The 24,234-nt window shown below is 53.6% G+C and carries 20 protein-coding genes and 2 tRNA genes; 17 read left to right on the forward strand and 5 right to left on the reverse strand.

Going from position 1 to position 24,234, the window contains the following annotated elements; translation table 11 throughout:
* Window positions 1–7: 7 nt before the first annotated feature.
* Window positions 8–3,490, forward strand: a complete 3,483-nt coding sequence (locus tag E1162_RS17140; protein ID WP_155133900.1) for a TonB-dependent receptor — start codon at window positions 8–10, stop codon at window positions 3,488–3,490.
* Window positions 3,491–3,756: 266 nt separating this feature from the next.
* Here E1162_RS17140 and E1162_RS17145 read toward each other — a convergent pair.
* The 3 genes from E1162_RS17145 to mnmA all read right to left on the reverse strand — a co-directional run bounded on the left by E1162_RS17145 (window position 3,757) and on the right by mnmA (window position 5,545).
* Window positions 3,757–3,833: transfer RNA gene (locus E1162_RS17145), tRNA-Met, on the reverse strand.
* A gap of 68 nt (window positions 3,834–3,901) precedes the next feature.
* Window positions 3,902–3,978, reverse strand: a tRNA-Met gene (locus tag E1162_RS17150).
* Window positions 3,979–4,342: 364 nt separating this feature from the next.
* Complete coding sequence (mnmA, locus tag E1162_RS17155) at window positions 4,343–5,545, reverse strand: tRNA 2-thiouridine(34) synthase MnmA (protein ID WP_155133903.1); 1,203 nt, start codon at window positions 5,543–5,545, stop codon at window positions 4,343–4,345.
* Between the two features lie 368 nt (window positions 5,546–5,913).
* On the opposite strand from mnmA, the gene E1162_RS17160 reads away from it, so the two are divergent.
* From E1162_RS17160 to E1162_RS17220, 12 genes are all read left to right on the forward strand, one after another.
* The gene (locus tag E1162_RS17160) at window positions 5,914–8,379 is read left to right on the forward strand and encodes a flagellar hook-length control protein FliK (RefSeq protein ID WP_155133906.1); all 2,466 of its coding nucleotides are present in this window, start codon (window positions 5,914–5,916) and stop codon (window positions 8,377–8,379) included.
* Between the two features lie 21 nt (window positions 8,380–8,400).
* Complete coding sequence (locus E1162_RS17165) at window positions 8,401–9,057, forward strand: flagellar hook assembly protein FlgD (RefSeq protein WP_155133909.1); 657 nt, start codon at window positions 8,401–8,403, stop codon at window positions 9,055–9,057.
* A gap of 128 nt (window positions 9,058–9,185) precedes the next feature.
* Complete coding sequence (gene sciP, locus E1162_RS17170; protein ID WP_155133912.1) at window positions 9,186–9,461, forward strand: CtrA inhibitor SciP; 276 nt, start codon at window positions 9,186–9,188, stop codon at window positions 9,459–9,461.
* A gap of 315 nt (window positions 9,462–9,776) precedes the next feature.
* Window positions 9,777–11,435, forward strand: a complete 1,659-nt coding sequence (gene fliF / locus E1162_RS17175) for a flagellar basal-body MS-ring/collar protein FliF (RefSeq protein ID WP_371312000.1) — start codon at window positions 9,777–9,779, stop codon at window positions 11,433–11,435.
* Window positions 11,436–12,500: a flagellar motor switch protein FliG gene (fliG, locus tag E1162_RS17180; protein WP_155133915.1), complete on the forward strand. Its 1,065-nt coding sequence runs from the start codon at window positions 11,436–11,438 to the stop codon at window positions 12,498–12,500.
* Between the two features lie 36 nt (window positions 12,501–12,536).
* Complete coding sequence (locus E1162_RS17185) at window positions 12,537–13,256, forward strand: FliH/SctL family protein (RefSeq protein ID WP_155133918.1); 720 nt, start codon at window positions 12,537–12,539, stop codon at window positions 13,254–13,256.
* Window positions 13,253–13,600: a flagellar motor switch protein FliN gene (fliN, locus tag E1162_RS17190; RefSeq protein WP_155133921.1), complete on the forward strand. Its 348-nt coding sequence runs from the start codon at window positions 13,253–13,255 to the stop codon at window positions 13,598–13,600. Before E1162_RS17185 ends, fliN begins: the two co-directional genes overlap by 4 nt.
* A gap of 49 nt (window positions 13,601–13,649) precedes the next feature.
* Complete coding sequence (gene flbD / locus E1162_RS17195; protein WP_155133924.1) at window positions 13,650–15,023, forward strand: sigma-54-dependent transcriptional regulator FlbD; 1,374 nt, start codon at window positions 13,650–13,652, stop codon at window positions 15,021–15,023.
* A 19-nt stretch (window positions 15,024–15,042) separates the two neighbouring features.
* Window positions 15,043–17,223: a flagellar biosynthesis protein FlhA gene (gene flhA, locus E1162_RS17200; RefSeq protein WP_155133927.1), complete on the forward strand. Its 2,181-nt coding sequence runs from the start codon at window positions 15,043–15,045 to the stop codon at window positions 17,221–17,223.
* A 74-nt stretch (window positions 17,224–17,297) separates the two neighbouring features.
* Window positions 17,298–17,921: a GNAT family N-acetyltransferase gene (locus tag E1162_RS17205; protein WP_155133930.1), complete on the forward strand. Its 624-nt coding sequence runs from the start codon at window positions 17,298–17,300 to the stop codon at window positions 17,919–17,921.
* Between the two features lie 202 nt (window positions 17,922–18,123).
* The gene (locus tag E1162_RS17210) at window positions 18,124–18,741 is read left to right on the forward strand and encodes a hypothetical protein (RefSeq protein ID WP_155133933.1); all 618 of its coding nucleotides are present in this window, start codon (window positions 18,124–18,126) and stop codon (window positions 18,739–18,741) included.
* Between the two features lie 236 nt (window positions 18,742–18,977).
* The gene (locus E1162_RS17220; RefSeq protein ID WP_155133939.1) at window positions 18,978–19,562 is read left to right on the forward strand and encodes a class I SAM-dependent methyltransferase; all 585 of its coding nucleotides are present in this window, start codon (window positions 18,978–18,980) and stop codon (window positions 19,560–19,562) included.
* Between the two features lie 338 nt (window positions 19,563–19,900).
* On the opposite strand, the gene E1162_RS17225 is transcribed toward E1162_RS17220, so the two are convergent.
* A complete protein-coding gene (locus E1162_RS17225; protein ID WP_257099088.1) occupies window positions 19,901–20,329 on the reverse strand; it encodes a DUF8051 family protein in 429 nt (142 codons plus the stop codon).
* A gap of 144 nt (window positions 20,330–20,473) precedes the next feature.
* Between E1162_RS17225 and E1162_RS19620 the strand changes: the two genes are divergently transcribed.
* On the forward strand, window positions 20,474–21,076 hold the full coding sequence (locus E1162_RS19620; RefSeq protein ID WP_371312001.1) for a TetR/AcrR family transcriptional regulator: 603 nt from the start codon (window positions 20,474–20,476) through the stop codon (window positions 21,074–21,076).
* On the opposite strand, the gene E1162_RS17235 is transcribed toward E1162_RS19620, so the two are convergent.
* On the reverse strand, window positions 21,073–21,999 hold the full coding sequence (locus E1162_RS17235) for a metallophosphoesterase family protein (protein WP_257099089.1): 927 nt from the start codon (window positions 21,997–21,999) through the stop codon (window positions 21,073–21,075). The genes E1162_RS19620 and E1162_RS17235 overlap by 4 nt on opposite strands.
* A gap of 395 nt (window positions 22,000–22,394) precedes the next feature.
* Here E1162_RS17235 and E1162_RS17240 point away from each other — a divergent pair, with 395 nt between their 5' ends.
* From E1162_RS17240 to E1162_RS17250, 3 genes are all read left to right on the forward strand, one after another.
* Window positions 22,395–22,877 carry an NUDIX domain-containing protein gene (locus tag E1162_RS17240; protein WP_371312002.1) on the forward strand — a complete coding sequence of 161 codons (483 nt, stop codon included), beginning with the start codon at window positions 22,395–22,397 and terminating at the stop codon, window positions 22,875–22,877.
* Window positions 22,878–23,197: 320 nt separating this feature from the next.
* Entirely contained in the window at window positions 23,198–23,719 is a 522-nt protein-coding gene (locus tag E1162_RS17245; RefSeq protein ID WP_257099090.1) for a GNAT family N-acetyltransferase, read from the forward strand.
* A 262-nt stretch (window positions 23,720–23,981) separates the two neighbouring features.
* Window positions 23,982–24,224 (forward strand): hypothetical protein, encoded by a 243-nt coding sequence (locus E1162_RS17250; protein WP_155133945.1) that lies wholly within the window; start codon window positions 23,982–23,984, stop codon window positions 24,222–24,224.
* Window positions 24,225–24,234: the final 10 nt, after the last annotated feature.

Consider the following 24,234-nt stretch of genomic DNA (forward strand, 5'->3'; position numbering starts at 1 on the left):
ATCTGTCATGAAAAAACAGCATGTATCGAAAAGGGCATCCTTACTCTGCCTTTCCGTCTCTGCAGTTGCGATTACCGCAGTTGTTGGTGTTCCTCTACAAAATGCAGCAGCGCAAAGCCTCGATGGAAAAGGGTTTGCTATATCGCTAGACGCTGCGCCTCTATCGGAGGCTGTGTCCAGCCAATCACTGGGCGAACGTGGCAGCGGGTTACCGGACACGGCTCGCATAGATATCCGCTATGACGGTCTGAAGCCGACACGGATATTGAATGTTTCTACCAGTGATTTGAGAAGCGCCTATCAGGCAGGCGAGACGCTTACATTTCGGGCGTCATCTAACTACCCCGCGTACATCGATAAGGCTGAGGTGCGGGTGATTGACCTCTCTGGTAGCTATCCAAAAACTCTGGATGTTCTGCCAGTTGCGCCAAATGGTGAAGCGCAGTGGGTTATGCCAGTGGATGGAGGCAAAAACTACGCCTATGCTTTGCGGGTTTATGATGCTTCCGGCCGCTATGATGAAACCTTTGCTCTGCCGCTAGATAGAACTACTGCGGCTTTTGAGAGTCACGAGACGACTGGCGGCGAGATTGTTGCAGCAGGTGAGGGTGAGGACCGGACACGCAGAAGAGCTATTCCGGTGATCGGCGGCGTTGTAGTTGTTTCAGGTCAGGTCGATCCGCAGCAAGACGTCACCGTGATGGGGGAGGCGGTGCCTGTTACCGCTTCTGGTGAATTTGTTATCAGCAGAAACATTCCCGCGGGTTCTCACAGCGTCGATGTTGAATACACATCCAACGGCAAGGAACGCTCCTTAATCAAGGAAGTAGAGGTTCCTGAATCTGATTGGCATTACGTTGCCATTGCCGATGTTACAGTAGGGCGGCATCTGGAAGATACAGAAAGGTCCGCTGACCCGTATTTCGAAAAGAATTATGCCGAAGGCCGTTTGGCTTACTATGTTTCCGGCATAACAAAAAACGGTTGGTCTATCACCTCGTCTGCCGATACTGGTGAGGGTGATATTGAGGATATTCTTACCCGTCTTGATGATAAAGATCCTCGTGCCGTGATCGCTCGTCTTGATCAGGATGACCTATATCCAACCTATGGGGACGATAGCAGCAGCTACGATGATACCCCAAGTTCTGGCCGCGTTTATCTGCGTGCCCAAAGAGGGCAGACCCAAGCAACTTGGGGAGACTTCACCGCAGAGGTTGAAGGCAGTGAGCTGCTGAACAATACCCGCAAGTTATATGGCGGCGAAGTGCGAAGCGCGACAGCTGCGACGACCGCCAGTGGCGATGCTCGCCTTAGCGGCGTTGTCTACGGCGCGCAGCCGGGAACCCTTCCTCAAACCGATATCCTAAGAGGTACGGGCGGTTCGCTCTATTTCCTTTCCAGACAGGATATCAACGGTGGCTCGGAAAGTGTTTCGGTTCAAACGATTGACCCGGATACAGGCAGGGTTATCGCGACACGTAACTTGGCTGCTGGCTCTGATTATGAGCTGGACTATATGCAAGGTGTTATCAAGCTTGCCCAGCCATTGAATTCATCGTCCTCTGATGGTGGCTTAGCCTCAGGAACCAGCGGCGCTTACGATGTTAATCTGGTGGTTCAGTACGAGTACACTCCTTTAGCGGGGGATGTAGATGGGTACTCATTTGGCGGGCGTGCCGAGGCGTGGGTGAATGATCACATGCGCTTAGGCGCCACAGCCATGAAGGAAACCACCGGACTGGCCGATCAGAAGATGCTGGGTGCCGACCTCCGGTTTCAGATGGGGCAAAACAGCTTCCTGCAAGCTGAAATCGCGCAGACAGATGGTCCGGGTTTCGGGCGTACTGTGTCGTCAGACGGCGGCCTAACCCTTACAGATGAAGCCGGCAGTTTAGGGCGGGAGGCTCGTGCATACAGCGTTGATAGCCATGTAGATTTTGGTGAGCTTGACCTACCAAAAGACGGATTTGCAGAATTCTATATGGAGCGGATCGAGGGTGGTTTTGCCACTTTGAACCAGAGTGTGGAGGAAGATCAGTTTCTCATTGGTGGGCGTACCCGCATTGAAGTGAGTGACCGCCTTGAGCTGGGCCTATCTGGCGAGCACTTTGAAAGTGATCTTGGAAACCATAAGAATTCCGCAGAAGTTGCTGTAGCCTTCGATATCGACAAGAGTTGGCGGGTTGAAGGAGCCTACAACTATCTGGACCAACTTGAAGATGGCAAGCCTGAGGACACCGGAACCCGATCTGATGTCAGTGCGCGGCTTACCTATGAGCTGAGTGACGACGCTAAGGCTTGGCTTTTTGGGCAGGTTACCGCGCAAAAGACAGGTGGTCTGAGCCGTGATGACCGCTATGGTATTGGCGCTGAAGTGCGCGTTAGTGAAAAGCTGGTTCTTTCCGGTGAGGTTTCTGATGGCACTGACGGCGTAGGCGCGGCAGCAACTGCAACGTATACCCAAGGCGCAGATCGTGAAGTTTACTTCGGTTACAGCCTTGATCCTACACGTACCCTAAGCGGTTACAATCTCGTCGGTGATGATATGGGCAAGGTCGTAGTCGGTAGCCGCTATCGTCACTCTGACCAACTAACCTCCTATGCTGAAAACGCTTTCGACCTTTATGGAGACCATCATTCTCAAACCCGTGCATACGGCATCACTTACTCTCCGGTTGAGAAGTGGAGCTTTAGCGGTGCGTTGGAAAGCGGAGTTGTAAGAGACAAACATAACGGCGACTTGGATCGCAACGCTTACTCTCTTGGCGTGGTCTATAATGATGCTGATGTTCTCAAAGCACGTTCTCGGGTTGAGTACCGTTCCGAAACCGGAGATGGTGCAAATCAGGATGCAGATACGTGGGCAGCAACTGCAGGCTTTGAATATAAACGCAATGAAAATGCCCGCCTTCTGGGTAGTTTCGATGCGCTTCTTTCAGAAAACTCCGGCGATAGCTTCAGGGATGGTGAGTACATAGAGGCGAGCCTTGGTTATGCCTATCGTCCGATTGAGCATGAGCGCCTGAACATGCTGTTTAAGTACAGCTACCTCTATGACCTGCCGGGAGCTGATCAGGTTACCGTTCATGGGGACAAGGGAGGGGATGCTCAGCGAAGCCATGTTCTGTCCGTTGATCTGGACTATGACCTAAGCAAGTCTTTGACTCTGGGTGCTAAATACGGATATCGGCGCTCTGAAGTGGCCGAACGCGGCACTACCGACTTCCAAGCTTCTACAGCGCACCTGGGCATTGCACGGCTTGACTGGCATGTGGTGAAAAATTGGGACGCGATGGTCGAAGGACGACTGATGTACGGCGAGGAAACCGATACGTTTTCAACGGGAGCGCTACTCGGTGTTTACCGGCATATCGGGGAACACGTGAAGGTTGGTGTTGGTTATGAGTGGGGCAATGTTTCCGAAGATCTTACCGATCTCAACTACACAAATTCCGGCGTATTCTTGAACCTCGTTGCGAAAATGTAGGTTCAAAAAGCGAAGCTGTATCGGCTAAGGTTGTTGTGCTGAAGGGAACGCTTTAGCCGATAACATCCGCAGAAAAGTACAGCTTAATGCTTGCTGCTGACTATTCTAAAGTTCGCTAAGTTTTTGAAAATGTGAAGCTATCAAAGGCCGGGGAATTGTCCCTGGCCTTTTTTGATAGGCATAAATAGACAAAGCACAGAACGGCACAAACGCCAAAATAGGCATCTGATATAGATTTTTAGTGATTTGGGAATTCTTAGGAGAAGTGGTAGCGAGGGAGGGACTTGAACCCCCGACACGCGGATTATGATTCCGCTGCTCTAACCAACTGAGCTACCCCGCCACAAATTTTGCGTTCCCTGCTTCCTAGCGGAAGTAAAACAAAGAGATATTCTCTTTCAGGGAGGAGGATGGTAGCGAGGGAGGGACTTGAACCCCCGACACGCGGATTATGATTCCGCTGCTCTAACCAACTGAGCTACCCCGCCATCCGGTACAGCGTCTTGCGCTGTGAAGGGGTGTATAAGGTTGTTAGCAGTTTCCGTCAAGCGGTGTTTTTTCAACTTTGTGGAAACTGGTTTCTCTGTGAAAAAATAAGGTGTTCCCTAGGAAAAGAACCTATCTAGAGATGTGTGGGTCTGCAAGTCTACCTGAGGTAACAACTGGCTTTAAAAGGGCTTTAATTGGCGGATTACAAGCCACTTGGTGAGTAGGGAGGTGCTTTATAATCTTCGCATGTCCGGTGCTGAGCTTGCCAGCTATGTCTGTGGCAGTCCGTCTTTTATGCCCATACGCAATAAAAAACCGGAGCAGTGTTTCATGCTCCGGTTTGTAACTACCTATTTTGGAAGCTTAGCGGGTGGAGTAGCCTGCAGCTGTCCACGCTTTGCCGGTAAGCTTGTGTAACGCGGTTTCGGTGCTTTCTTCACGAATTGCACGGTGGATCCAGCCACCACCCAGAACGCGGGCATCCTGACTATCATCATCAAAGAACACGCAGGCCTGACCCGGAGCAACGCCCATTTCACCAGCATGGAGCTCCATGGTGACTTCACCATCTACGAACTTAATGCGGCCGGGTGTTGGCGGACGGGTAGAGCGTACTTTTGCAAAGACTTCCAAGCCTTCTTCCGGAATATCTTCCAGATTGCCCTGACCGATCCAGTTTACCTCACGCAGTTGCAGCTGGTGGGTTGCCAGTGCCTCCTGCGGACCAACGATTACGCGGCGGCCGTCCGCATCCAGCTGAACCACGTAAAGCGGCTCGCCAGTGGAAACGCCAAGACCGCGGCGCTGGCCGATGGTGTAGTGAATAATGCCCTCGTGCTTGCCCAGAATGCGGCCATCAACGTGAACGATATCACCCGGATCAGCCGCATGTGGACGCAGCTTTGTAATCACGTCTGTATATCGGCCCTGAGGTACGAAGCAGATATCCTGACTGTCGTGCTTGTCTGCAATCTCAAGTCCGAACTCGCGAGCAAGATCGCGCACTTCCGGTTTGGTCATGCCCCCAAGAGGGAAGCGGATGAAATCCATCTGCTCAGGTGTTGTGGCAAACAGGAAGTAAGACTGGTCGCGGTCCAGATCGACAGGACGGAACATAGCGCGGCGATTGCCAACCAGCTTGTCACGCACGTAGTGCCCGGTCGCCAGAACATCAGCGCCCAGATCCTTTGCGGTTTCCAGAAGGTCTTTGAACTTCACAGTCTGATTGCAGGTTACACACGGAATTGGCGTTTCACCGTTGATGTAACTGTCTGCGAAACGCTCGATTACCTGTTCACGGAAGCGGGACTCATAATCCAACACGTAATGAGGGATGCCAAGGCGTTCAGCCACGCGGCGGGCATCATGAATATCCTGTCCGGCGCAGCACGCGCCTTTACGCTGGATCGCCTCGCCATGATCGTAAAGCTGCAGCGTTACGCCAACAACATCATAGCCTTCGCGTTTCATCAGGCCGGCCACAACAGAGGAATCCACGCCGCCGGACATAGCAACGACGACGCGTGTATCTTCCGGACGACCTGGCAAGCCAAGGCTGTTCAACATTTCCAAGTAACCTCGTTTAACAAAGCGCAGGCGAGTTAACAGCGCGGCCGGATCGTTTCCGGCGCTTAAGCCCTACCAATGAAAGGGAGGTTGGCGCTTAGCGCTCACTGCGCATCTTCGAATTCTTGCGGACTATACTCAAATTTTCCCCAAAGGCCAATTCAAGTATTGGCTATGGTCCGGCAATATTTGCCCGTAAGTAGGCAAGGTTTACCTGATGCGCAAGTGCCGAGTATGGCGCTATTGGTTAGCCTGTTGAATTTCCATAATATTTTATTTTTCAGGGTTGGCTTGTCTCTTGCTTTCTAAAGGGAGCCCAATTTCGCGTTTTGGATTTGGTGCGAGTTTTTGCGTATCTGAGAGGCTTGATGTTTACTGGCGTTTTGCAAGGTTCTAGCAGTGTTGTGCCCGGTGTTACAAACGGTAACTCCGGTGGTTTGCTGCAAGGTAATATGCCCGTTGCAAACTCCGCCTTGTTCGGCTCGGCGGCCAGTTCCTTCGCATCTATGCTCGGTGGGTACACGCAGCAGCCGGTTGGCGCAGCATCTCCAGCGCTTGGCGGGAGCATAACTCCGGTAGCGCAGAGTATTTCTCCAACTCCGGTTGTTTTCGCTGGAGGCAAAGCAGACGTACAAACGACAGGTGGGCAGGTGGCCCGCGTTGATCGGCCTCTTGCAGGTGGTCCAAGCCCGATAGTCCCGCAAAAACATAATGTTGACGGCTCTGCGGTTTCCTTGGTCAACGTTTTGGATGGCGCGAGCCGGCCCGCACAGAAGGAAGCCAAGCTCGATGACACACTTAGCGAAGCATTCGCCCCAGTAGAAGGTATCGCGGCAGCATTGCCAGAAGCTGCCGCCTCGCTTGGGCAATGGGCTGAGGCTCCTGCAATCCTGCACCCCGTTGCAACAGGTCAGAGCGTTAGCGCTGAAAGTGGTGATGGCAATGAACCAGTTGGGTTGAAGCCTGCGGCGACCTCCGTGGAGCCTGTTACGACTGCTGCTCTGACTTTGAAGGAAGACGCTCGTCCAGCTTCCTACTCCGGTCTTTGGGATGTTGATCCGGCTGGCGTTCCGCGAGTTTCACTTGCGGCGAGTGGCGCTACGGGTGACGCTGCTACTCCTCAAGTTGGGGCCTCTGGCTTGCCGCCCGTTGGTGAGGCCGCAATTGAAGCAGCACCTTTTAAAGAGGCTGCTTTAAGTAAGGGTGATGAGAGCCTACTGCCTGTAGCTGCCAAGACAGCTGCTCCTAAGGGTGATGGTAGTGTCGCTGTGCAAGCTGTAGCTCAGTTTAATGCACCTTCTTCTCCAAATCCTCAGGCCGTTCCAGAGCCTCAAGCTGCGCCTATATATAATGAGAGCACTCTTCCGGCTAAGGCTACAAATGTCTCGCCAGAAATAAATGGACTGCTGACAGAGGCAGCCGCAGTGTCTGGCAAGGTCGTGGGTTCTGAGAAGCCGACGTTGTTTGCGCCTTCGCAGATGAGTTCCGTTGGTAGTCCTCCATCAGCGCCCGCTGTTGCAAATGCTAAAGCTAATAGTGAGGTGAGTGTTCCGGTCGCTGACGCAAAGCCGGTCGCTCAAGTCGCGCAAATAACACCTTCTTTTTTCCCGAAGGGTGTTGAGGTTAGTGGAGCTGCAAAGCAGGAAGCACCGCAGATCAGTGTAGGCCTATCGACGCCTACAAGCGAAGCGCCTTCTAAACCCGAGAGCGCTGCCACCCCTCAAATTGCCCGCTCCGCGTCCGTGGAAGCGTCCGTGCCGCCAGTTGTTTCTGGTGAAATGCGCATTGATGGCAAAGAGCGCGTTGGCGCGTTTGCTCAAATTGCACAGGACGGCCTAAGACCTGTTAGCATTCGTCACGCATCTGATGGTGCAATTGACGCTCCTATGACGCCAAGTCCCACTGGCGATAATGGGCGTGTAAAAGCGGGGTTGCCGAGCGCATCTCCATTAGCAGCACAGCCGGTTATAAATGAGCGTGGCATTGCGCAGCCGAACGTGCCGCAAGAGGGCATTCTAGCCGCACAATATAATGAGGGTGCTGCACCTGTTGCTGAACGTGCATCTGGCGCTGTTCCAGCGACAATGCCAGAGCTGCGAAGTGGGTTCCTTCCGCTTATGAGCCCGGCAGCAAATCCGGCCAACGTGAGCACAGCGGCTGCAGGTGGTGATAAAAAACAGAATCTTCAGCAGTTAGCGGCCCTTGGTACAGCATCAGTTGCTAGTAAGTCAGCACACTCAGATGTGCCGCAAATGATTGGAACTGCGGATGATTTCGTAAGCGCTTTAGGCGCGGGCGAAGAGGCGTTCTTTGAAACCGGCTTTGGTGGCAACGCTTCCAGTGGCTCTCAGGTTTCCAGCTTGGAAGCCTCTGTTCAGTCCCTGCCAGTGAAGGCGGGTGATCTACGCGGCGTCGCAAATGCGGTGTGGCCGGAGATAAGCCGACAAATTGCTAAAGGTGCATCGCGCTTTGAGATTTCCCTAGATCCTGCGGACCTTGGGCGTATTGACGTTTCTCTTGAACTTTCCAAGGACGGAAATGTGCGGGCTCATCTTGTGGTGGAGCGTCCCGAAACCCTAGAGGCGTTGCAGCGTGACGCGCGCGGGCTCGAAAAGGCACTGCAGGAAGCGGGCTACAAGAGCGACAGCGGCGGACTTCAATTCTCCCTCAAGGGCGAGGGTGGTCAGAACGGACGCGATAATTCGGGCGAGGGCAATGCTCTTGCAAATCGTCAGGACGCTGATTTTGGTGATGAAGACATCACTGAAAACAGCGCTGGCGTAATGGCTTACCAGCGAGCATCCGCCGCTGGCGGGCTGGATATTTCGGTTTAGGTGTAGTGAGGCGAAAGAACCATGACAACAATTAGCGATATCGCCAGCATGAACACCGGTAACAGTACGACCGGTATCAGCTCCACAATCAGCGACAGCTACGATCTGTTCCTATCTCTGCTCACAACGCAGGTGCAGAATCAGGATCCGCTCAACCCGATGGACACTGCGGAATACACGAGTCAGCTCGTAGAATATTCAATGGTTGAGCAACAAATTGCATCTAACAACAATTTGGAACTTTTGCTGGAACAGTTAAAAACGCAAAGTGCGAGTCTGTTTGTTGGCTACATTGGCAACACTGTGACGGCCTATGGCGACAGTGCCAATCTTACCAATGGCGAAGCCCGGTGGAACTATATTTCTGACGGGATAGGAACTGCAAGTGTCGAGATCCGCAACGAGCAGGGCGCAGTTGTCTACTCGGGCGAAACGTCCATCACAGAGGGCGAGGGAACCTATAAATGGGACGGAACCCTTAGCTCCGGCGGCAAAGCGCCTGATGGAGTGTACTCAGTGCAGATGAGCGTTGTTGATGAAACTGGCACCAGTTCACTGCTGGATACCATCGTGTCGGGGACTGTCGATGAGGTTGATTTCAGCACCGGCGAGATCATGCTGCATGTGGGTGGCTTGACCATTCCAGTGGGAAATATAACCAGCGTCAAACAGGGGTAATTGTGGTTAATATCCACTAAGGATTTCAGTAATGAATCTTACCGAAAGGTTGAGAGCGGTTTAGGTAATTTTTAAAGGGCTTGGGGTACTGTCACACCTGACTTGGTCATGATGTGTGTGAGAGTGAAATGGCCGAACATATACGTTCAAGAGTAAAATACGTTATTGGCCCCGATGGGAGTCCTCTAACGATCGCAGACCTGCCACCAACGTCTACCAAGCGTTGGGTTATCAGGCGAAAAGCTGAAGTTGTTGCAGCAGTTCGCGGGGGGCTTCTTTCCCTCGATGAAGCGTGCAGCCGCTACACGCTAACAGTTGAAGAGTTTCTCTCCTGGCAGAACTCGATCGAACAGCACGGCCTTGCCGGACTGCGCGCAACTCGTGTTCAGGACTATAGAAACTAAAGACATCTGATTTGTTTCAGGCGTTAAAAATGGGTCGGCTTGCGCCGACCTTTTTTAATTTCAGCAGGTTATAAGCGTGTAATTTGCGCAAATTGCGTCCGCTAGGCAAAATCTTCACAGATTGGTTGCGAGTCCCAGCTGAATCGAAATGGCAGAAATCTGCGAATTCGGCTCCTGCCTTCCTTAACACTTTGTTAAGCGTTAACACTCTGTTAACCATTACTAGGCAGTTTTTACCTAGTTAACAATACGTATTTGTGTCGGTTGCGGTTGTTAACGCGAGGGGGACTTCTAGCGGAACGGCAGGCGGCGCAAGTGAACGCGATCAATGACTTCGTGAAAGCAATAGGGCCAACGCGCCTTGCAGCAATGGCGGGTATCTCCGTTATTCTGCTGGGTATCTTCGGCTTTGTTATTTTTCGTGCAACGGCGCCGCAGATGGTTCCGTTATTTACCGACCTTTCTCTGGAAGATAGCGCAAGCGTTGTTGCCGAGCTGGAAAGCACCGGTTCTACCTTTGAAATTCGCGGTGACGGTTCTTCTATCTATGTTTCGCAGAAGGATGTTCACGGCCTTCGTATGAAGATGGCGCAGGCGGGCCTGCCAACTGGTGGCGGCGTTGGCTACGAGATTTTTGACCGTACTGACACGCTTGGCGCTACTACGTTTGTGCAAAACATCAACCACTTAAGAGCTTTAGAGGGTGAACTCGCCCGCACCATTCGTGCAATTGATCGTGTAGCTTCTGCGCGTGTGCATCTTGTTTTGCCTCAGCGTCAGCTGTTCCAGCGCGATCAGGAGCCGCCGACCGCTTCCATCGTCCTTAAAGTGCGTGGCTCGCTGGATGGTGGGCACATTCGTGCAATTCAGCATCTGGTTGCTTCCGCCGTTGAGGGCTTGGAGCCGAACTTCGTTTCTGTGGTTGATGAGCGCGGCGCCTTGCTTGCCAGCGGGGTTGGTGAAGAAGCGCAGGGCTGGGGCTCCTCCTCTATGGAAGAGCGCCGCCTAGCAATGGAAACCCGCTTGCGTCAGCAGGTGGAAGACATTCTGCACAATGTCGTCGGTGCAGGCCGCGCCCGCGTGCGTGTTGCGGCTGAAATCAACTACAACCGCAAAACCGAAACACAGGAACTGTTTGATCCGGACGGGCAGGTGATCCGCTCGCGCCAGTCTAAAGAGGAGAGCTCGTCTTCTCAGGCTGCTGATAACGGGGTTACCGTTGCCAACCAGCTTCCAAATGCTGGTGGAGCTGACGGCGGCTTTACCGGTGATCGCGATAACGCGAGTATTGCCGAGGAACTCGTGAACTACGAGATTTCCAAGAGCACCGTTACGATGATTGAAGAGGCGGGCGGCGTTAAGCGTCTTTCTATAGCCGTACTGGTGGATGGGTCCTATGTGCCGGATGGGGAAGGCGCGCCGGTTTACCAAGAGCGCTCTCCGCAGGAGCTGGACCGTATCGCAGCGCTGGTGCGCACTGCTGTTGGCTTTGATGATCGCCGTGGTGATACGCTGGAAGTGGTCAACATGCGCTTTGTTGATGTGCCGCAAGAGGGCGCGGTCTCCTCTTCCAACGATCTTCTTGCCTTTACCAAGTACGATATCATGCGTTTTGCCGAGCTCGGCGTTTTGCTTGTGGTCTCGCTGCTGATGCTGCTCTTTGCTGTGCGCCCGCTGATGAGGCAGGTTCTTGCAAAAGACAAAGAGGAAGAGAAGCTGCTTAGCGCTCCTGCTTCCGGAGAAGCTGGTGCAGTTTCTGGAGCCGAAGGCGCTGCTGCGACTGGTGGCCTTGCTGGTCTTCTCACTTTCAATGAGGATGGTACGCCTGTGGTTCCCGCGTTTGATTGGATTGAGGATGCCAAGAACGAGGCCGCCATTCACGCCAACTCCATTAAAGAGATTGGCGGCATGATTGACGAGATGCCGAAAGAGGCCGTGAACATTGTGCGCAGCTGGTTGAACGAGGCGGCGTAAATGGCAGGAACAGCACTAGCAACAAGCGAAGAACCAAAAGAACTGGAAGTTTCTGCCGAGGTTGAGCATCGGGAGCTGGATGGCGCAGAGCGTGCTGCTGTTCTTTTGCTCGCGCTTGGTCAGGAATATGGCCAGCCGATCTGGGAAGGGCTGGACGAGATCGAAGTGCGGCAGGTGTCTGCGGCTATGGCTTCGCTTGGGCCTGTCACTCCGCGCATGCTTGAGGAGCTGTTTATCGACTTCCTGAAGCGCCTGTCTACTAAGGGTGCTTTGACTGGCAACGTCGATGTGACCGAGCGGTTGCTGAATTCATTTTTGCCCGGTGATCGTGTTTCCATCATCATGGAAGAAATTCGCGGTCCAGCGGGCCGTAATATGTGGGAGAAGCTCTCCAACGTTCAGGAGAACGTTTTGGCGAACTACCTCAAGAACGAGTACCCGCAGACGATTGCTGTTGTTCTTTCCAAAATCCAATCGGATCACGCCGCCAAAGTGCTGGCGCTCCTCCCTGAAGAACTCTCTTTAGAAGTCATCAACCGCATGCTGAAGATGGAGTCTATTCAGAAGGAAATTCTGGAGAAGGTGGAACAGACCCTTCGCGTAGAATTTATGTCCAACCTTGCACACACTCGCAGGCGCGACAGCCACGAGATGATGGCGGATATCTTCAATAACTTTGACCGTCAGACCGAAACCCGCTTCCTTGCCGCGCTTGAAGAAGACAGCCGCGACAGCGCTGAGAAAATCCGCAATCTCATGTTCACCTTCGAGGACCTTTTGAAGCTGGACCCGGCAAGCTGTCAGACTTTGTTGCGTAGCTTCGATAAGGACCGTTTGGCCTTGGCCCTTAAGGGGGCGAGCGATCCGGTGATGGCATTCTTTACCAACAATATGTCCGCCCGTGCTGCCAAGCTTTTGGCTGAAGATATGGAAACGCTGGGCGCGGTTCGTCTGCATGATGTTGATGCGGCGCAGTCTGCCATGGTCAACCTTGCCAAGGACCTTGCTGCAACGGGTGAGATTTCCATCAATAAACGCAAGGGAGATGAAGAGCTTGTCTATTAGTCTCCATAATGCGACCTGTGACCTGTTGGGGGCAACATGGTAACGGTTCTGCAAAGGGGCGCAGTTTCCCAGCGGTTTTTGTTTGATGGATTTGGTAGTGCGCCAGAGGCGGAGCAGGAAGAGACTGCGCCTGCTGTTGTCGAAGTAGCTGAGCCGACCATAACAGTTGCCGAGCATGAGGCGTTGCTTGCTGTTGCCAGAGCTCAGGCCATGGAAGAAGGTCGCCAGCAGGGTATTGCACAGGCGCAGGACCAGACACAGCAACAGTTGCAGGCCCAAGCACAAGTGATTGGTGCTTCGCTTCAACACATCATTTCTACAATGGACCAGACACAGGTGGAGCAGGAACACCGCCAAGTGGCGCTGTGTTTTTTGATTGCCCGCCGTTTGTGCGCCCATCTCATTAAACGCGAGCCTTTGGCGGAAGTTGTCGCGCTGCTTTCAGAATGTCTTACCCCGCTGCGCAAAGCCGTGCAGGTACGCATTGAGGTTCCGGAGCAGGATAAGGAAGCGCTTGATGAGCTGCTTGCCCCGATGATCCAGCAGCATGCGTTTGAAGGGCGTATCCACCTCGTTGGGGTTGAAGATCTGGAACGCGGAGACTGCCGGATTGAATGGCCGGAAGGGGGCATTATCCGCAATCAGAAAGACACGGTCCGCCAGATTGAAAAAGTCATTGAGTCCCACTTCGCTGCCCGCACAAGTGCGAAGGGCGCAGGTGAGGGTTCTGCGCTTAATAAGGAGAATAGGCCATGAGCACCGGTAATGATGCAGACAACTCCTTGGTCTTTGACGAGCACGCCGGAGCGCCGCGCAAGAGCCCGCTGGATGAAAACGCGAATGCCAGCGGCAAAACAGCGGGCGACCTTGAAGCGATTTTTGATGTTCCGGTGCAGATTTCCGCCATTCTTGGGCACAGCAAGATGCAGGTGAGCGATTTGCTGGACTTGAAGACAGGCAGTGTCATGGAGCTAGACCGCAAGATTGGTGAGGCCATTGATATCTATGTCAATAACAGGCTGGTAGCGCGCGGTGAGGTGGTTCTGGTGGAGAATAAGCTCGGCGTCACCATGACTGAAATCATCAAATCGGAACGCTAATACTTTGTTTTCGCCCAGTGCACGGAGCGAAAAGCGGGAGACTAAATAAATGCGCCTCTTGATTGTCGGGCAGCTTGGCGGACAGCTTTCAACAGCTAGCAAGATCGCGATGGATCGCGGTGCTGCTGTTGTGCATGCCCAAAGTATTACCGAGGCGCTGGCTGTGCTGCGTTCCGGAAAGGGCGCGGACCTTGTGATGGTGGATGTGCGCGAAGATATTGGCGCACTGGTTACACACCTTGAAGATGAGCGTATTCACGTTCCGCTGGTTGCCTGTGGTTTGGAAGCCGATGCACGCGCTGCTGTGAATGCCATTCGCGCTGGGGCGAAAGAGTATATTCCTCTGCCGCCGGACCCTGAGCTGATTGCTGCTATTTTGGAAGCGGTCACGCAGGATAGGGACGACCTGATTTACCGCGATCAGGCAATGGCAGCGGTTGTGCGCCTTGCCGAACAAATCGCGCCATCTGATGCTTCTGTGTTGATTACTGGCGAGTCCGGTACGGGTAAGGAAGTTATCTCTCGTCACGTACACCGCAAGTCTTCCCGCGCTTCGCAACCGTTTATCTCCATCAACTGTGCAGCTATCCCTGAACACCTTCTGGAATCCGAACTCTTCGGGCACGAGAAGGGCGCGTTTACGGGTGCAGTTGCACGGCGTATCGGCAAGTTTGAAGAGGCCGATGGCGGCACCTTGATGCTGGACGAGATCTCTGAAATGGATGTGCGTTTGCAAGCCAAGTTGCTTCGCGCCATTCAGGAGCGGGTGATCGACCGTGTGGGTGGTTCCAAGCCTGTTCCGGTCAACATCCGCATCATTGCAACGTCCAACCGCAATCTGGCTGATGCTGTGGCGGAAGGGACATTCCGCGAGGATTTGCTCTACCGCCTTAACGTGGTGAACCTGAAGCTGCCTCCGCTGCGGGAACGTCCTGCTGATGTGCTGGCTCTCTCGGCTCATTTTGTCGAGCTTTATGCCAAGGCGAACGGCTTTAAGCCGATGGGGATGAGTGAAGGCGCCCGCAAGCTACTGACCGTTAATAGCTGGAAGGGCAACGTGCGTGAGTTGGAAAACACCATGCACCGCGCAGTTCTGCTTTCAGGTGGTGGTGAGATCACCGAGGAAGCGATCCGCATGCCTGACGGTTCGCCTATTACCGGGAATGCGGCAGCAAACCAGACTGTGGCACGGGCAGCCTCTGCGGCGGAAGCGGTGAACCGCACCATGGTTGGCCGCACAGTAGCGGATGTGGAGCGTGATCTTATTCTTGAAACGCTGGACCACTGCCTTGGCAACCGCACCCATGCTGCCAAGATCCTCGGTATTTCCATCCGTACACTGCGCAACAAGTTGAACCAGTATTCCGATGAGGGCGTGCCGATTGCCGCGCCGGGGGATGCGCGTTCTCCTGCCTCGGCATAAGGGAGCATAGAGGCAAGGCATGGCGCAGATTGAGCCAACAGGACCACAAGACCCGTCAGGAGGGGGAGGCACAGGCCGTCCATCCGCCGGTGGAGGCTTGTTTGGCTCGATCTCTAACATCTCCGCACAAGGGCTGTGGCAGACAATAAAGCAGGGCGATATTGGCCTAGCGCTGGGCGTGATGGTTATTCTCGTCATGCTTATCATGCCGATGCCTGCCGTCATGCTGGACCTGTTCCTTGCGGTCTCCATCATCTTTTCGGTGATGGTGCTGATGACCGGCCTGTTCATTCAAAAGCCGTTGGAGTTTTCCTCGTTTCCAACGGTTCTCTTGATCGCGACCATGCTGCGGCTGGCGCTCAATCTTGCTTCGACCCGCTTGATCCTTGCCAATGGCCATGAGGGGCCGGACGCAGCCGGAAACGTGATTGCCGCCTTCGGCAGCTTTGTGATGAGCGGTAACTTTGTTATCGGCATTATCGTCTTTGCCATCCTTGTTATCGTGAACTTCATCGTTATTACAAAGGGTTCTGGCCGTATTGCGGAGGTTGCTGCCCGCTTTACCCTTGATGCGATGCCGGGCAAGCAGATGGCGATTGATGCGGACCTATCCGCTGGTCTGATTGACGAGGATGAAGCCCGTACACGCCGTAAGGAGTTGGAGCAGGAATCCACGTTCTTCGGCGCGATGGACGGTGCATCTAAGTTCGTGCGCGGTGATGCTATTGCCGGTTTGATGATCACGTTCATCAACGTTATTGGCGGTATCGTCATCGGCGTGATGCAGAAGAACCTTTCTTTTGGTGAGGCGCTTGAGGTCTACACGCTGCTGACCATTGGCGATGGTTTGGTGTCGCAAATTCCGGCGCTGATCGTTTCCACGGCTGCGGGTATTCTCGTTTCCAAGTCCGGTTTGCAGGGGGCTGCTGATAAGGAGCTGGTGAAGCAGTTCTCCGGCTATCCGAAGGCGCTGGGCATGTCTGCCTTTGTGATGGTGGTGCTTTCGTTCTTGCCGGGTATGCCGATGCTGCCGTTTCTGGCGCTTGCGGGCCTTGCTGGCTACATGGCGCGGCGGGCATCGCAGACCAAGGTGGAGGAAGAGGCGCGGGTGATTGCTGAAAAGGCGGTTGCCGAAGCTCCAGAACCTCCGAAAGAGCCGCCGATTGCCGAAAGCCTGAAGATGGACGAGCTGAAGATAGAGCTGGGCTATGCGCTGCTACCGATCATCAACGGACGCAACAAGGACGAGACCGATCAGGTAACCGAGCAGATCAAAGCGCTACGCCGTCAGGTCGCTGCGGATATGGGCGTTATCATGCCTTCTGTTCGTATTCTCGATAACATCCAGCTTCAGCCGAACGACTACTCCATCAAGGTGAAAGAAGTAGAGGCGGGAATGGGCTCGCTCTATCCTGAACACTTCATGGTTATGGATCCACGCGGCGGGCAGGTTCGCTTGCCGGGTACGCACACGACGGAGCCGACCTTCGGCCTTCCTGCAACGTGGATTGAGGGCAAGCACAGGGAAGAGGCAACGCTGCTGGGCTATACGGTGGTGGACCCTGCAACGGTGCTTTCCACGCACCTGACCGAGACCATCAAGAACCACATTGCCGAGCTGCTTTCCTATGCCAATGTCAAAACATTGCTGAAAGAGCTGAATGACGAGCAGGCCAAGCTGGTTGAAGATATTGTGCCAACGCAGATTTCCATCTCTGGCATTCAGCGCGTATTGCAGGCTCTGCTTCAGGAGCGCATCTCGGTTCGTGACCTTGGCACGATTTTGGAAGGCGTTGCAGAAGCTGTTGGAACCACACGCAACCCGAACATGATTGCAGAGCATGTGCGTACCCGCTTGGCGCGGCAAATCTGTGCTTCTCACCTTTCACCTGCTGGCGGGTATTTGCCGCTCATCAGCCTTAGCCCCCAGTGGGAGAGTGCTTTCATGGAAAGCATCGTCGGTGATGGTGACGACAAGCAGCTTGCCATGGCACCGTCCAAGCTTCAGGAGTTTGTACAGAAGGTGCGCGATGCCTTTGAACAGGCAGGCGCAGCAGGCGAGGTGCCGGTGCTGCTTTGCTCTGCCCAGACACGGCCATTTGTGCGCTCTATCGTCGAACGGTTCCGCGCGCAGACGTTTGTTATGAGCCAGAACGAGGTTCACCCAAGGGTTCGGTTGAAAACAATCAGTTCTATCTAGGGTGGGGTGTTGCAGGCGCGTCGCTAGCTCAGTAGAAACGTAAGCCTTAATTGCCTTTTTATGAAGTGAACCCGATGACCGAAACTGCCTCCAACTCCATCTCGCTTGATCTCAACGGCTATACCGAGCTGCCAGCAGGCAAGGTTGCGTTTGTTGTTACGCACCTGCGCATGGATGAAAAACCGTTTGAGGCAGCATCCAAACGGGATGATCTGGTTCTGGAAGATGTTTCCGGCAACGCAGACGTGGACGAGTATCTGGAAATGTTCCGCGCTGTTGGTAGCCCGTGGTTATGGTTCGGCCAGCTTGTTAAGGACCGTGATGCGCTGCACGCCCAGTTGAACGCGCCGGAAACCGGCCTTTTCTACGCTAACCGCGATGGCAAGCGCATTGGCACCCTTCAGCTTACCTTCCTTGAGAACGGTGAGGTTGAGGTGATGTACTTCGGTTTGGTTCCCGATGCTGTTGGCGGCGGTGCTGGCCGCTGGTTGATGGAGCAGGCAATCGAGATTGCCTTTGCACGTGAAGGAACCAAGTGCTTGATGCTGCACACCTGCACAGGTGACAGCCCGCAGGCGCTCGGGTTTTACCAGAAGTGCGGCTACAAGCCTTACAAACGCTCTATCGAGGTTGCTGATGACCCGCGCCATTCCGGCATTCTGCCAATGAGCGCTGGCCCACACATGCCGCTCCTCTAAATCTTATCTGCCTGATTTTATGTGTTGTTTGCGTAAGTAATAGGGCTCGCGGCGGTTGCATCAAAATACTTAAAATTGTATGTATTTATGGGTATGGCGCGTTAACTTTCCTCGCTATTCACGCAATGCGCAACGGTTGCGCTTGATGTGAAGGGCTGGAGCAGCCGGAAAACGCCATACCTGATGCACCTCCGGGGGGACTATGGCTGAAGCGCGCGACAACGTAATTCCACATTCTCGGGTTCGCTCACTGCGGGATGCGATCCGCAAAGTGCGGATGTCCGATGTTGAGCGGGCAGATGTGGTCGTGGGCTTGCAGGAAAGCGAGCGAGCCCGCCTAGAGATGCTTGGCGATGAGCTCATCGATGTTTTCAAGGAAGTGCCAGAGGACGACGACCAGTTCTCGTTTCAGATCGTTACCGGCACCCAACCGCGCCTTTGGATTGATATCACCAGCCATGTGGTGATGGCGCGTGACCGCCAGACCTACCGCTTTGTGAAAGATACCCGTTTGGGCCGCGCAACCTTGCTGGAAAGCAACTCGGTTGACGATATGGCGGACTATATTACCGAGTACATTGCCGAGCGGATTCTGGAGCGGGACAAAGCGCTGGAAGCCGACTGGTTGGTTGGCCGCCTGCGTTTGCAGGACAATCGCCACACCAAAGCAATCGACACGCTTGTTGAGAAGAACAAAGAGAAAGAAAAGGTGGAGCGTCGCAGCTCTGCGCCGTTCGGTATTCTCACGTTCTGTCTCGGTCTACTGGTAGGCGTGCTGCTGCTTATCGGCCTTGCTTGGTTCGCTAACCCGCTTTTGTAAGCGGTGATATTTTCGGCATTCCCTGAACGCTTTCTTCTGCGATATTGCGCGGCACATGTCTGGATGCCGGATCTGCGCCTTTAGCTTGTCCGGCATGACGGCATGGGCGTGAAGAGAGCCTTGGGCGGTATTCTCCTTTCGTCATTCCGGCCTTGAGCCGGTGTCTAGAGGTGCTTAGTATGCGTAGTTGCGTTGACTTTGGCTCTCGCGAAGCAGCTTTGGCGATACGGTGTAGTATGAGCAGCAAAACACTGGAATTCTATGAGCGGCATGCGGAGCGTTATGCGATGTTTCGCAGTAAGCCGAGTTCAAGGCTTTTGACGTTTCTGGGAAAGTGTAAACCTGAAGGCGATATTTTAGAGCTAGGTGCTGGCGCAGGTGTTGAGGCAGCAGAAATTCTATCCCAAGGCTTTAAGCTATACGCCACGGATGGGTCCGTTGAACTTGCAAAAATTGCGTCAACCCGTATTGGGCAGACAGTAAGGGTAATGCGTTTCATGGAGTTATCCGCCGTGCAAGCCTATGACGGCGTATACGCGAATGCATCTCTCACCCATGCGCCGAGAAGCGAACTACCTATCATTTTCTCCAAGGTTTACGCCTCACTTAAAGTGGGCGGGGTATTTTGGGCCAGTTTTAAAGCAGGTTGCCGTGAAGACAACGACAGGTATGGGCGGCACTACAACTTCATTGGTCACGAGCGTCTCGCGAGTTATATGACGGCGGCGGCTCCTTGGGCAGCAGTGGAACTGGAAAGCTGGCTAGGTACTGGGTACGACCAGAGGCAGACGCATTGGGTGGCAGTCACAGCGGTTCGTTAGGTGCAAAAACTCTATAGTTGTTTAGGGTAGGTATTTCGCCTGTCCATGATTAGCCGTTGGGAATGGTTAGGTTTTGCTCGCCAATGATGACGACGCCGGAATGCTCATCCTTACAACTGAGCTTGGTGAGTTGAGGGGGGGGTAGGCTGGATACCGGATCTTCGCCTGCGGCTTGTCCGGCATGACGGCATGGGGCGTTAAGAGCATCTTGGGCGGCATACTCTGCGTGTCATTCCGGCCTTGAGCCGGAATCCAGCATTACAGTCTGCAAGATGCGAAGCGGTCTCCTTGGAAGGGCCTTACTCAAACGAAGACCCTCCTCAATGCATTTACCGAAATCAGATATGCCCGAGTGCGCGGTGACTGAGAACGATGATGTAACCCGCAAGAATAGCGTCGAGAATTTCGATTATCCCTAGTGCAAGCGGTATAGGGTCAGGCGTTGTTGGGAAGACGTGCCCAAGGTCTAGCAGAACCACGAAGATATAACCCCACGAGGCGATGATAGCGCCCCACGCGGCTACCCTGTTCCCCGACCTCATAACGAGCGCAGATGCAATTGCGCCAAAGCCTAGGGCAATCAAAAACGCATTGAAGCCCCAGAAAACGATTGGCCCCAGATCAACAAAACTGCGTGTTTCGATTGGGCCGCCCGGGACCAGCGTTATGAAACTGCCTACAAGAATGAGGAGCAAGGTGGATGCGGTTTTGAATGCGCTACTTTGGTGAGCGCTCGGGTTGCTTTCGGTAGTTATGGTAGTTGCCATGGCGAATCCCTCCTTAAAATGACTGCTAGGTCATTTATAATATTTTTTACTGACTAACGAGTCATTTTTAAGTGGGAGTGCCTTTAGAAACTGGCGTTGACCTGCTAGGTCTAGCTTCACCAAAGCTAGGAAAGGGCCGATTTCGTGCCAAAGATCGTCGATAAAGCTGCTATGCGCGAAGCCATATTACAGGCTGCTTTACTCGTGTTTCAGGCCAAGGGCTATCACGCCGCACGTATGAGCGATGTGGCAACCGAAGCTGGTTTGGCGAAGGGCACGCTCTATCTCTATTTTGCGAGCAAGGAAGAGATGACGGCCGCGTTGGCGGAAGGTTACTTTCGCGAAATTGAGCTGCGGTTTATGCCGGAGCAACCAGCAGAAAGCCTCGACGAGTTCATCGAAGGATTGCGAACGGCACTTTCTTTTGGAGAGGAAGAGGCACGCTCTATTCCCGTATTCTTCGAGGTGTTTGGGCCCAGCTTTACGACAGATGCTTTCTCCCAGCAGGTTTCTAAGTTCTTTGAAACGCTGGGTGAGTGCTATGGCGAGCACCTATCGCATTTGCAGACAAAAGGGGCACTGTCGAAGCAGCATAACCCATCGCAGCTAGGTCGTGCATTGGCGGCAATGCTGGATGGTCTGGTATTGCACAGAGGCTTATTTGGCGTGCCGACAGAGCGCTATGTTGCAATGGTAGATAGCGCTCTGCTGTTGTTTAGGGCAGGGCTTTCGCCTGCCCATGATTAGCTGTTGGGAATGGCTAGGCTTTGCTCGCCAATGGTGACGACGCCGGAGTGTTCGTCCTTAAAGCCGCGCTCGGTAAGCTGACACTGCCAGTTTCCTGCTTCTCCACTGATGGAAAAGAGGTTGTAGCGAGCCGCCGGCTTGTGATGTCCGGGGCTGTTGGAGGCTGAGGGAACGCAGATGACTGGCACTTTTCCGTTTGGTCCTGCGATTCCCATCTTGGTATCTAGGTGCGTGTGGCCGTGCAGAATAAGCTCAGCCCCGTTCTGCGCAATAACCGCTCTGAATTTGCCAGCCTCAGCAAAGCGCTTGTACCAGCTAGTTGCGCCATCCACTGGTGGGTGGTGCAGCATGACAATGCGAAAATACCCCTGATCCTTCAATGTCTTCAGTGCGTCTTCCAACGCACGCAGTTGCGCGTTGCTCATGTGGCCTGTTGCCATAAACGGTCCAGTCGCACGGGCAGTGGAGAGGCCGATGATAGCGACATTGCCGCGATAGCGAATATAGGGAAACGGGTGCTGGTTTAGCGAAGGCAGGTCGTCGTTTTGGTCTCCGCTCATGTAAGCGGACCATGACACCTGCGCTTTTTTTACTGAGCCGGGCACATAGGCATCGTGGTTGCCCGGAATAACGGAAACGTTTTCCGGTGTGCCAAGTTGCTCAAGCCACTTACCCGCAGCCACAATTTCATCTGGCAGGGCGATGTTTACCAGATCGCCTGTGACGCAGATATGATCGGGAGCGTGGGCATGAATATCTCCGACGAGCCCTTCCAAGTAGGTGTTGGTAAGGGTGCGGGCGCGATTCTTCTGCCAGTTGATGTAGCCCAGAATGCGCTTTGACAGCAGCTGGTGAGGCTTCACAGCCGGAAGAGGACCCAAGTGCGGGTCAGAGATATGAGCGAGCTTGAACATGGCAGGCATTTTTGCTGCCTGCTTGCCAGCGTCAAGTCCTTAAACGGGAAAACCGTTTTTAATCAATAAATTCTTTATTGACTTGGCTTAACCGTGGTTGCATGTGCTGAGTGCACAGGCGATGCGACGGTTGGTCAGGTCTACTGCCGGAGCCCAGTGAAAACGGTTGGTTTTGCGGTGGCGGCGAAGAAGTTTTGCAAACATCGTTTCATCCTTTTCTTGGGATGTGGCTGCATAATGTCTGTGCTGCTGCTGGTTGTTTACTGTGCAACTGCATGACGTTTACTCATCACTACGCCTATTTGCGTATGTTACCAGTGCGTGTTTTGCATAGCGGCTATGCGGAAAGTGCATGTTTTATTATGTGTGAGTAGACCGCTAAACGAAATAAAGGAACAAGAAACGTGCCTAAGGGGAAAGAAAGTTGGCAAGGGCGCTTTGTGCGGGCCATTGTGCATCGGGTCGCTTTGCTTCGGCGCCCTATGACCCTTGGTGTGCGCGTGCTTGTTTTTGACGAATCGCAGAAGGTTCTGCTGGTTCGCCATACCTACCTCAAAGGCTGGTACTTGCCGGGCGGCGGTGTTGATGCTGGTGAAACGCTGGAAGAGGCGGCGCGGCGCGAGCTGAAAGAAGAGGCGGGCATACTAGCCAACGGCAGCATGTTTTTGCATGGCATGTACCTGAATAAAGGCACGACGAACCGCGATCACATCGCTTTTTACAGCGTTGGTGCATGGGAAGCGGACCCTGCTTGGAAGCGGCCTTCTACCGAGATTGCCGAGACTGGTTTCTTTGCGCTGGACGCGCTGCCCGATGGTGTAACGCCTGCAACCAAGCGGCGACTGCAAGAGTGGCAAGAGGGTGTATTTTCTGCCGCTTACTGGTAGTTTACTGGCGCGAAATACTTGAGGTCTCAACAAGTTATTCCAGAGGTCTTCTTCTAGGTAATATGTAGGGGCTGGCTTTATTCGTGCTTTACGCAGCCCGTTATGCGTGTTATCGGCTACGAACTAATGTGATTTTGCGCCGACCTGTGGCGCGTTTTGTAGGGAATGGAATTGGTGTCCATCAACCGGATCCTCCGACGACGAAAGATCACCCGGGATGTTGTTTCCCGGGGCGTTTTGTGTCGTCTGTCCGGCCACTAACCCCCTGCGATCACTTTGTAGGAACCGTGTCGGCAGATAATCGCTCTTATCCGACTTAAATGGTTTCTAAGAATATGCTTACACCTCAGTGGTTGATCCGGCTTGAAGCGCCTGAAGACGCGCACGCAATTGATTTGATGCAGGACGAGGCTTTCGGTCCTGGGAGGTTTGCCCTTACTTCCTCCCGTATTCGTGAAGGCGTTGATGCTGCAAATGACCTTTGCTTCGTTGGTCTGATCGACGGGGTAATCGCCGGTTCAGTGCGGCTGACGCCCATCATGATTGGTGAAACTCCGGCTATGTTGCTGGGTCCGCTTACGGTTTCACCAAACTACAAGAACCGTGGTCTGGGTAAGGCGCTTTTGAAAACAGCCAAGGAAATGGCCGAGAAAAAGGGCATTGGCACCATTTTGTTGGTGGGCGATGCGCCTTACTATGCGCCAGCAGGTTACACTCAGGTGCCTCACGGCCGGATTTCCCTACCGGGACCGGTTGACCCTAACCGGCTGCTCGCCCAGTGCCTTAACGGGGCAGAGCTGCCTCAAGGCATGGTTCGTGGTGGCCATGGGGAACACGCTTAGTTGCACGCGTTGGACAACATGTTCTTGAAAGGCTTGCGCTCAAGAAGGTTGTGCAAAGTAGAAAATTCCCCTTTAGGTGCCACTTTCCGACTTAACTTTAATATTAGCTTGAAGAAAAAGGGCTTGGAAATTACCGTAGGGCTACCCAAGTATAGGTTCAGTACCCACGTCGTACGTTCTGGCCAACAAGCTCATTGAAGTATTGGAAGGTACCTGTGGTTCTTTGGGCGAATAACTAAGTAAAGGTTGAGGAACATTTGCGATGAATAACGGCTTACTAGATCGTTTTATGGGCTACGTTGTAGCTTTTATGGTGCTTATCTTTATGGGGGCGCTGCTGGCTGTCGTTCTCGGGTTTATCTCTTTTGTGTTCCTTATCGCTGCTGTAATCGCCATTCCTGTGGTGGTGTTTGCCCTGTTTAAGGCTCGCAAAGGCACTGTGACCTTCAAGTTCAACCAGAAAACCCGTCGCTATGAGTTTGGTGACCGCCGCGACGAGTTCTAAGGCCGCTACG

Source organism: Pseudovibrio flavus (genome assembly GCF_009711345.1).
In the GTDB taxonomy this organism is placed as follows: domain Bacteria; phylum Pseudomonadota; class Alphaproteobacteria; order Rhizobiales; family Stappiaceae; genus Pseudovibrio; species Pseudovibrio flavus.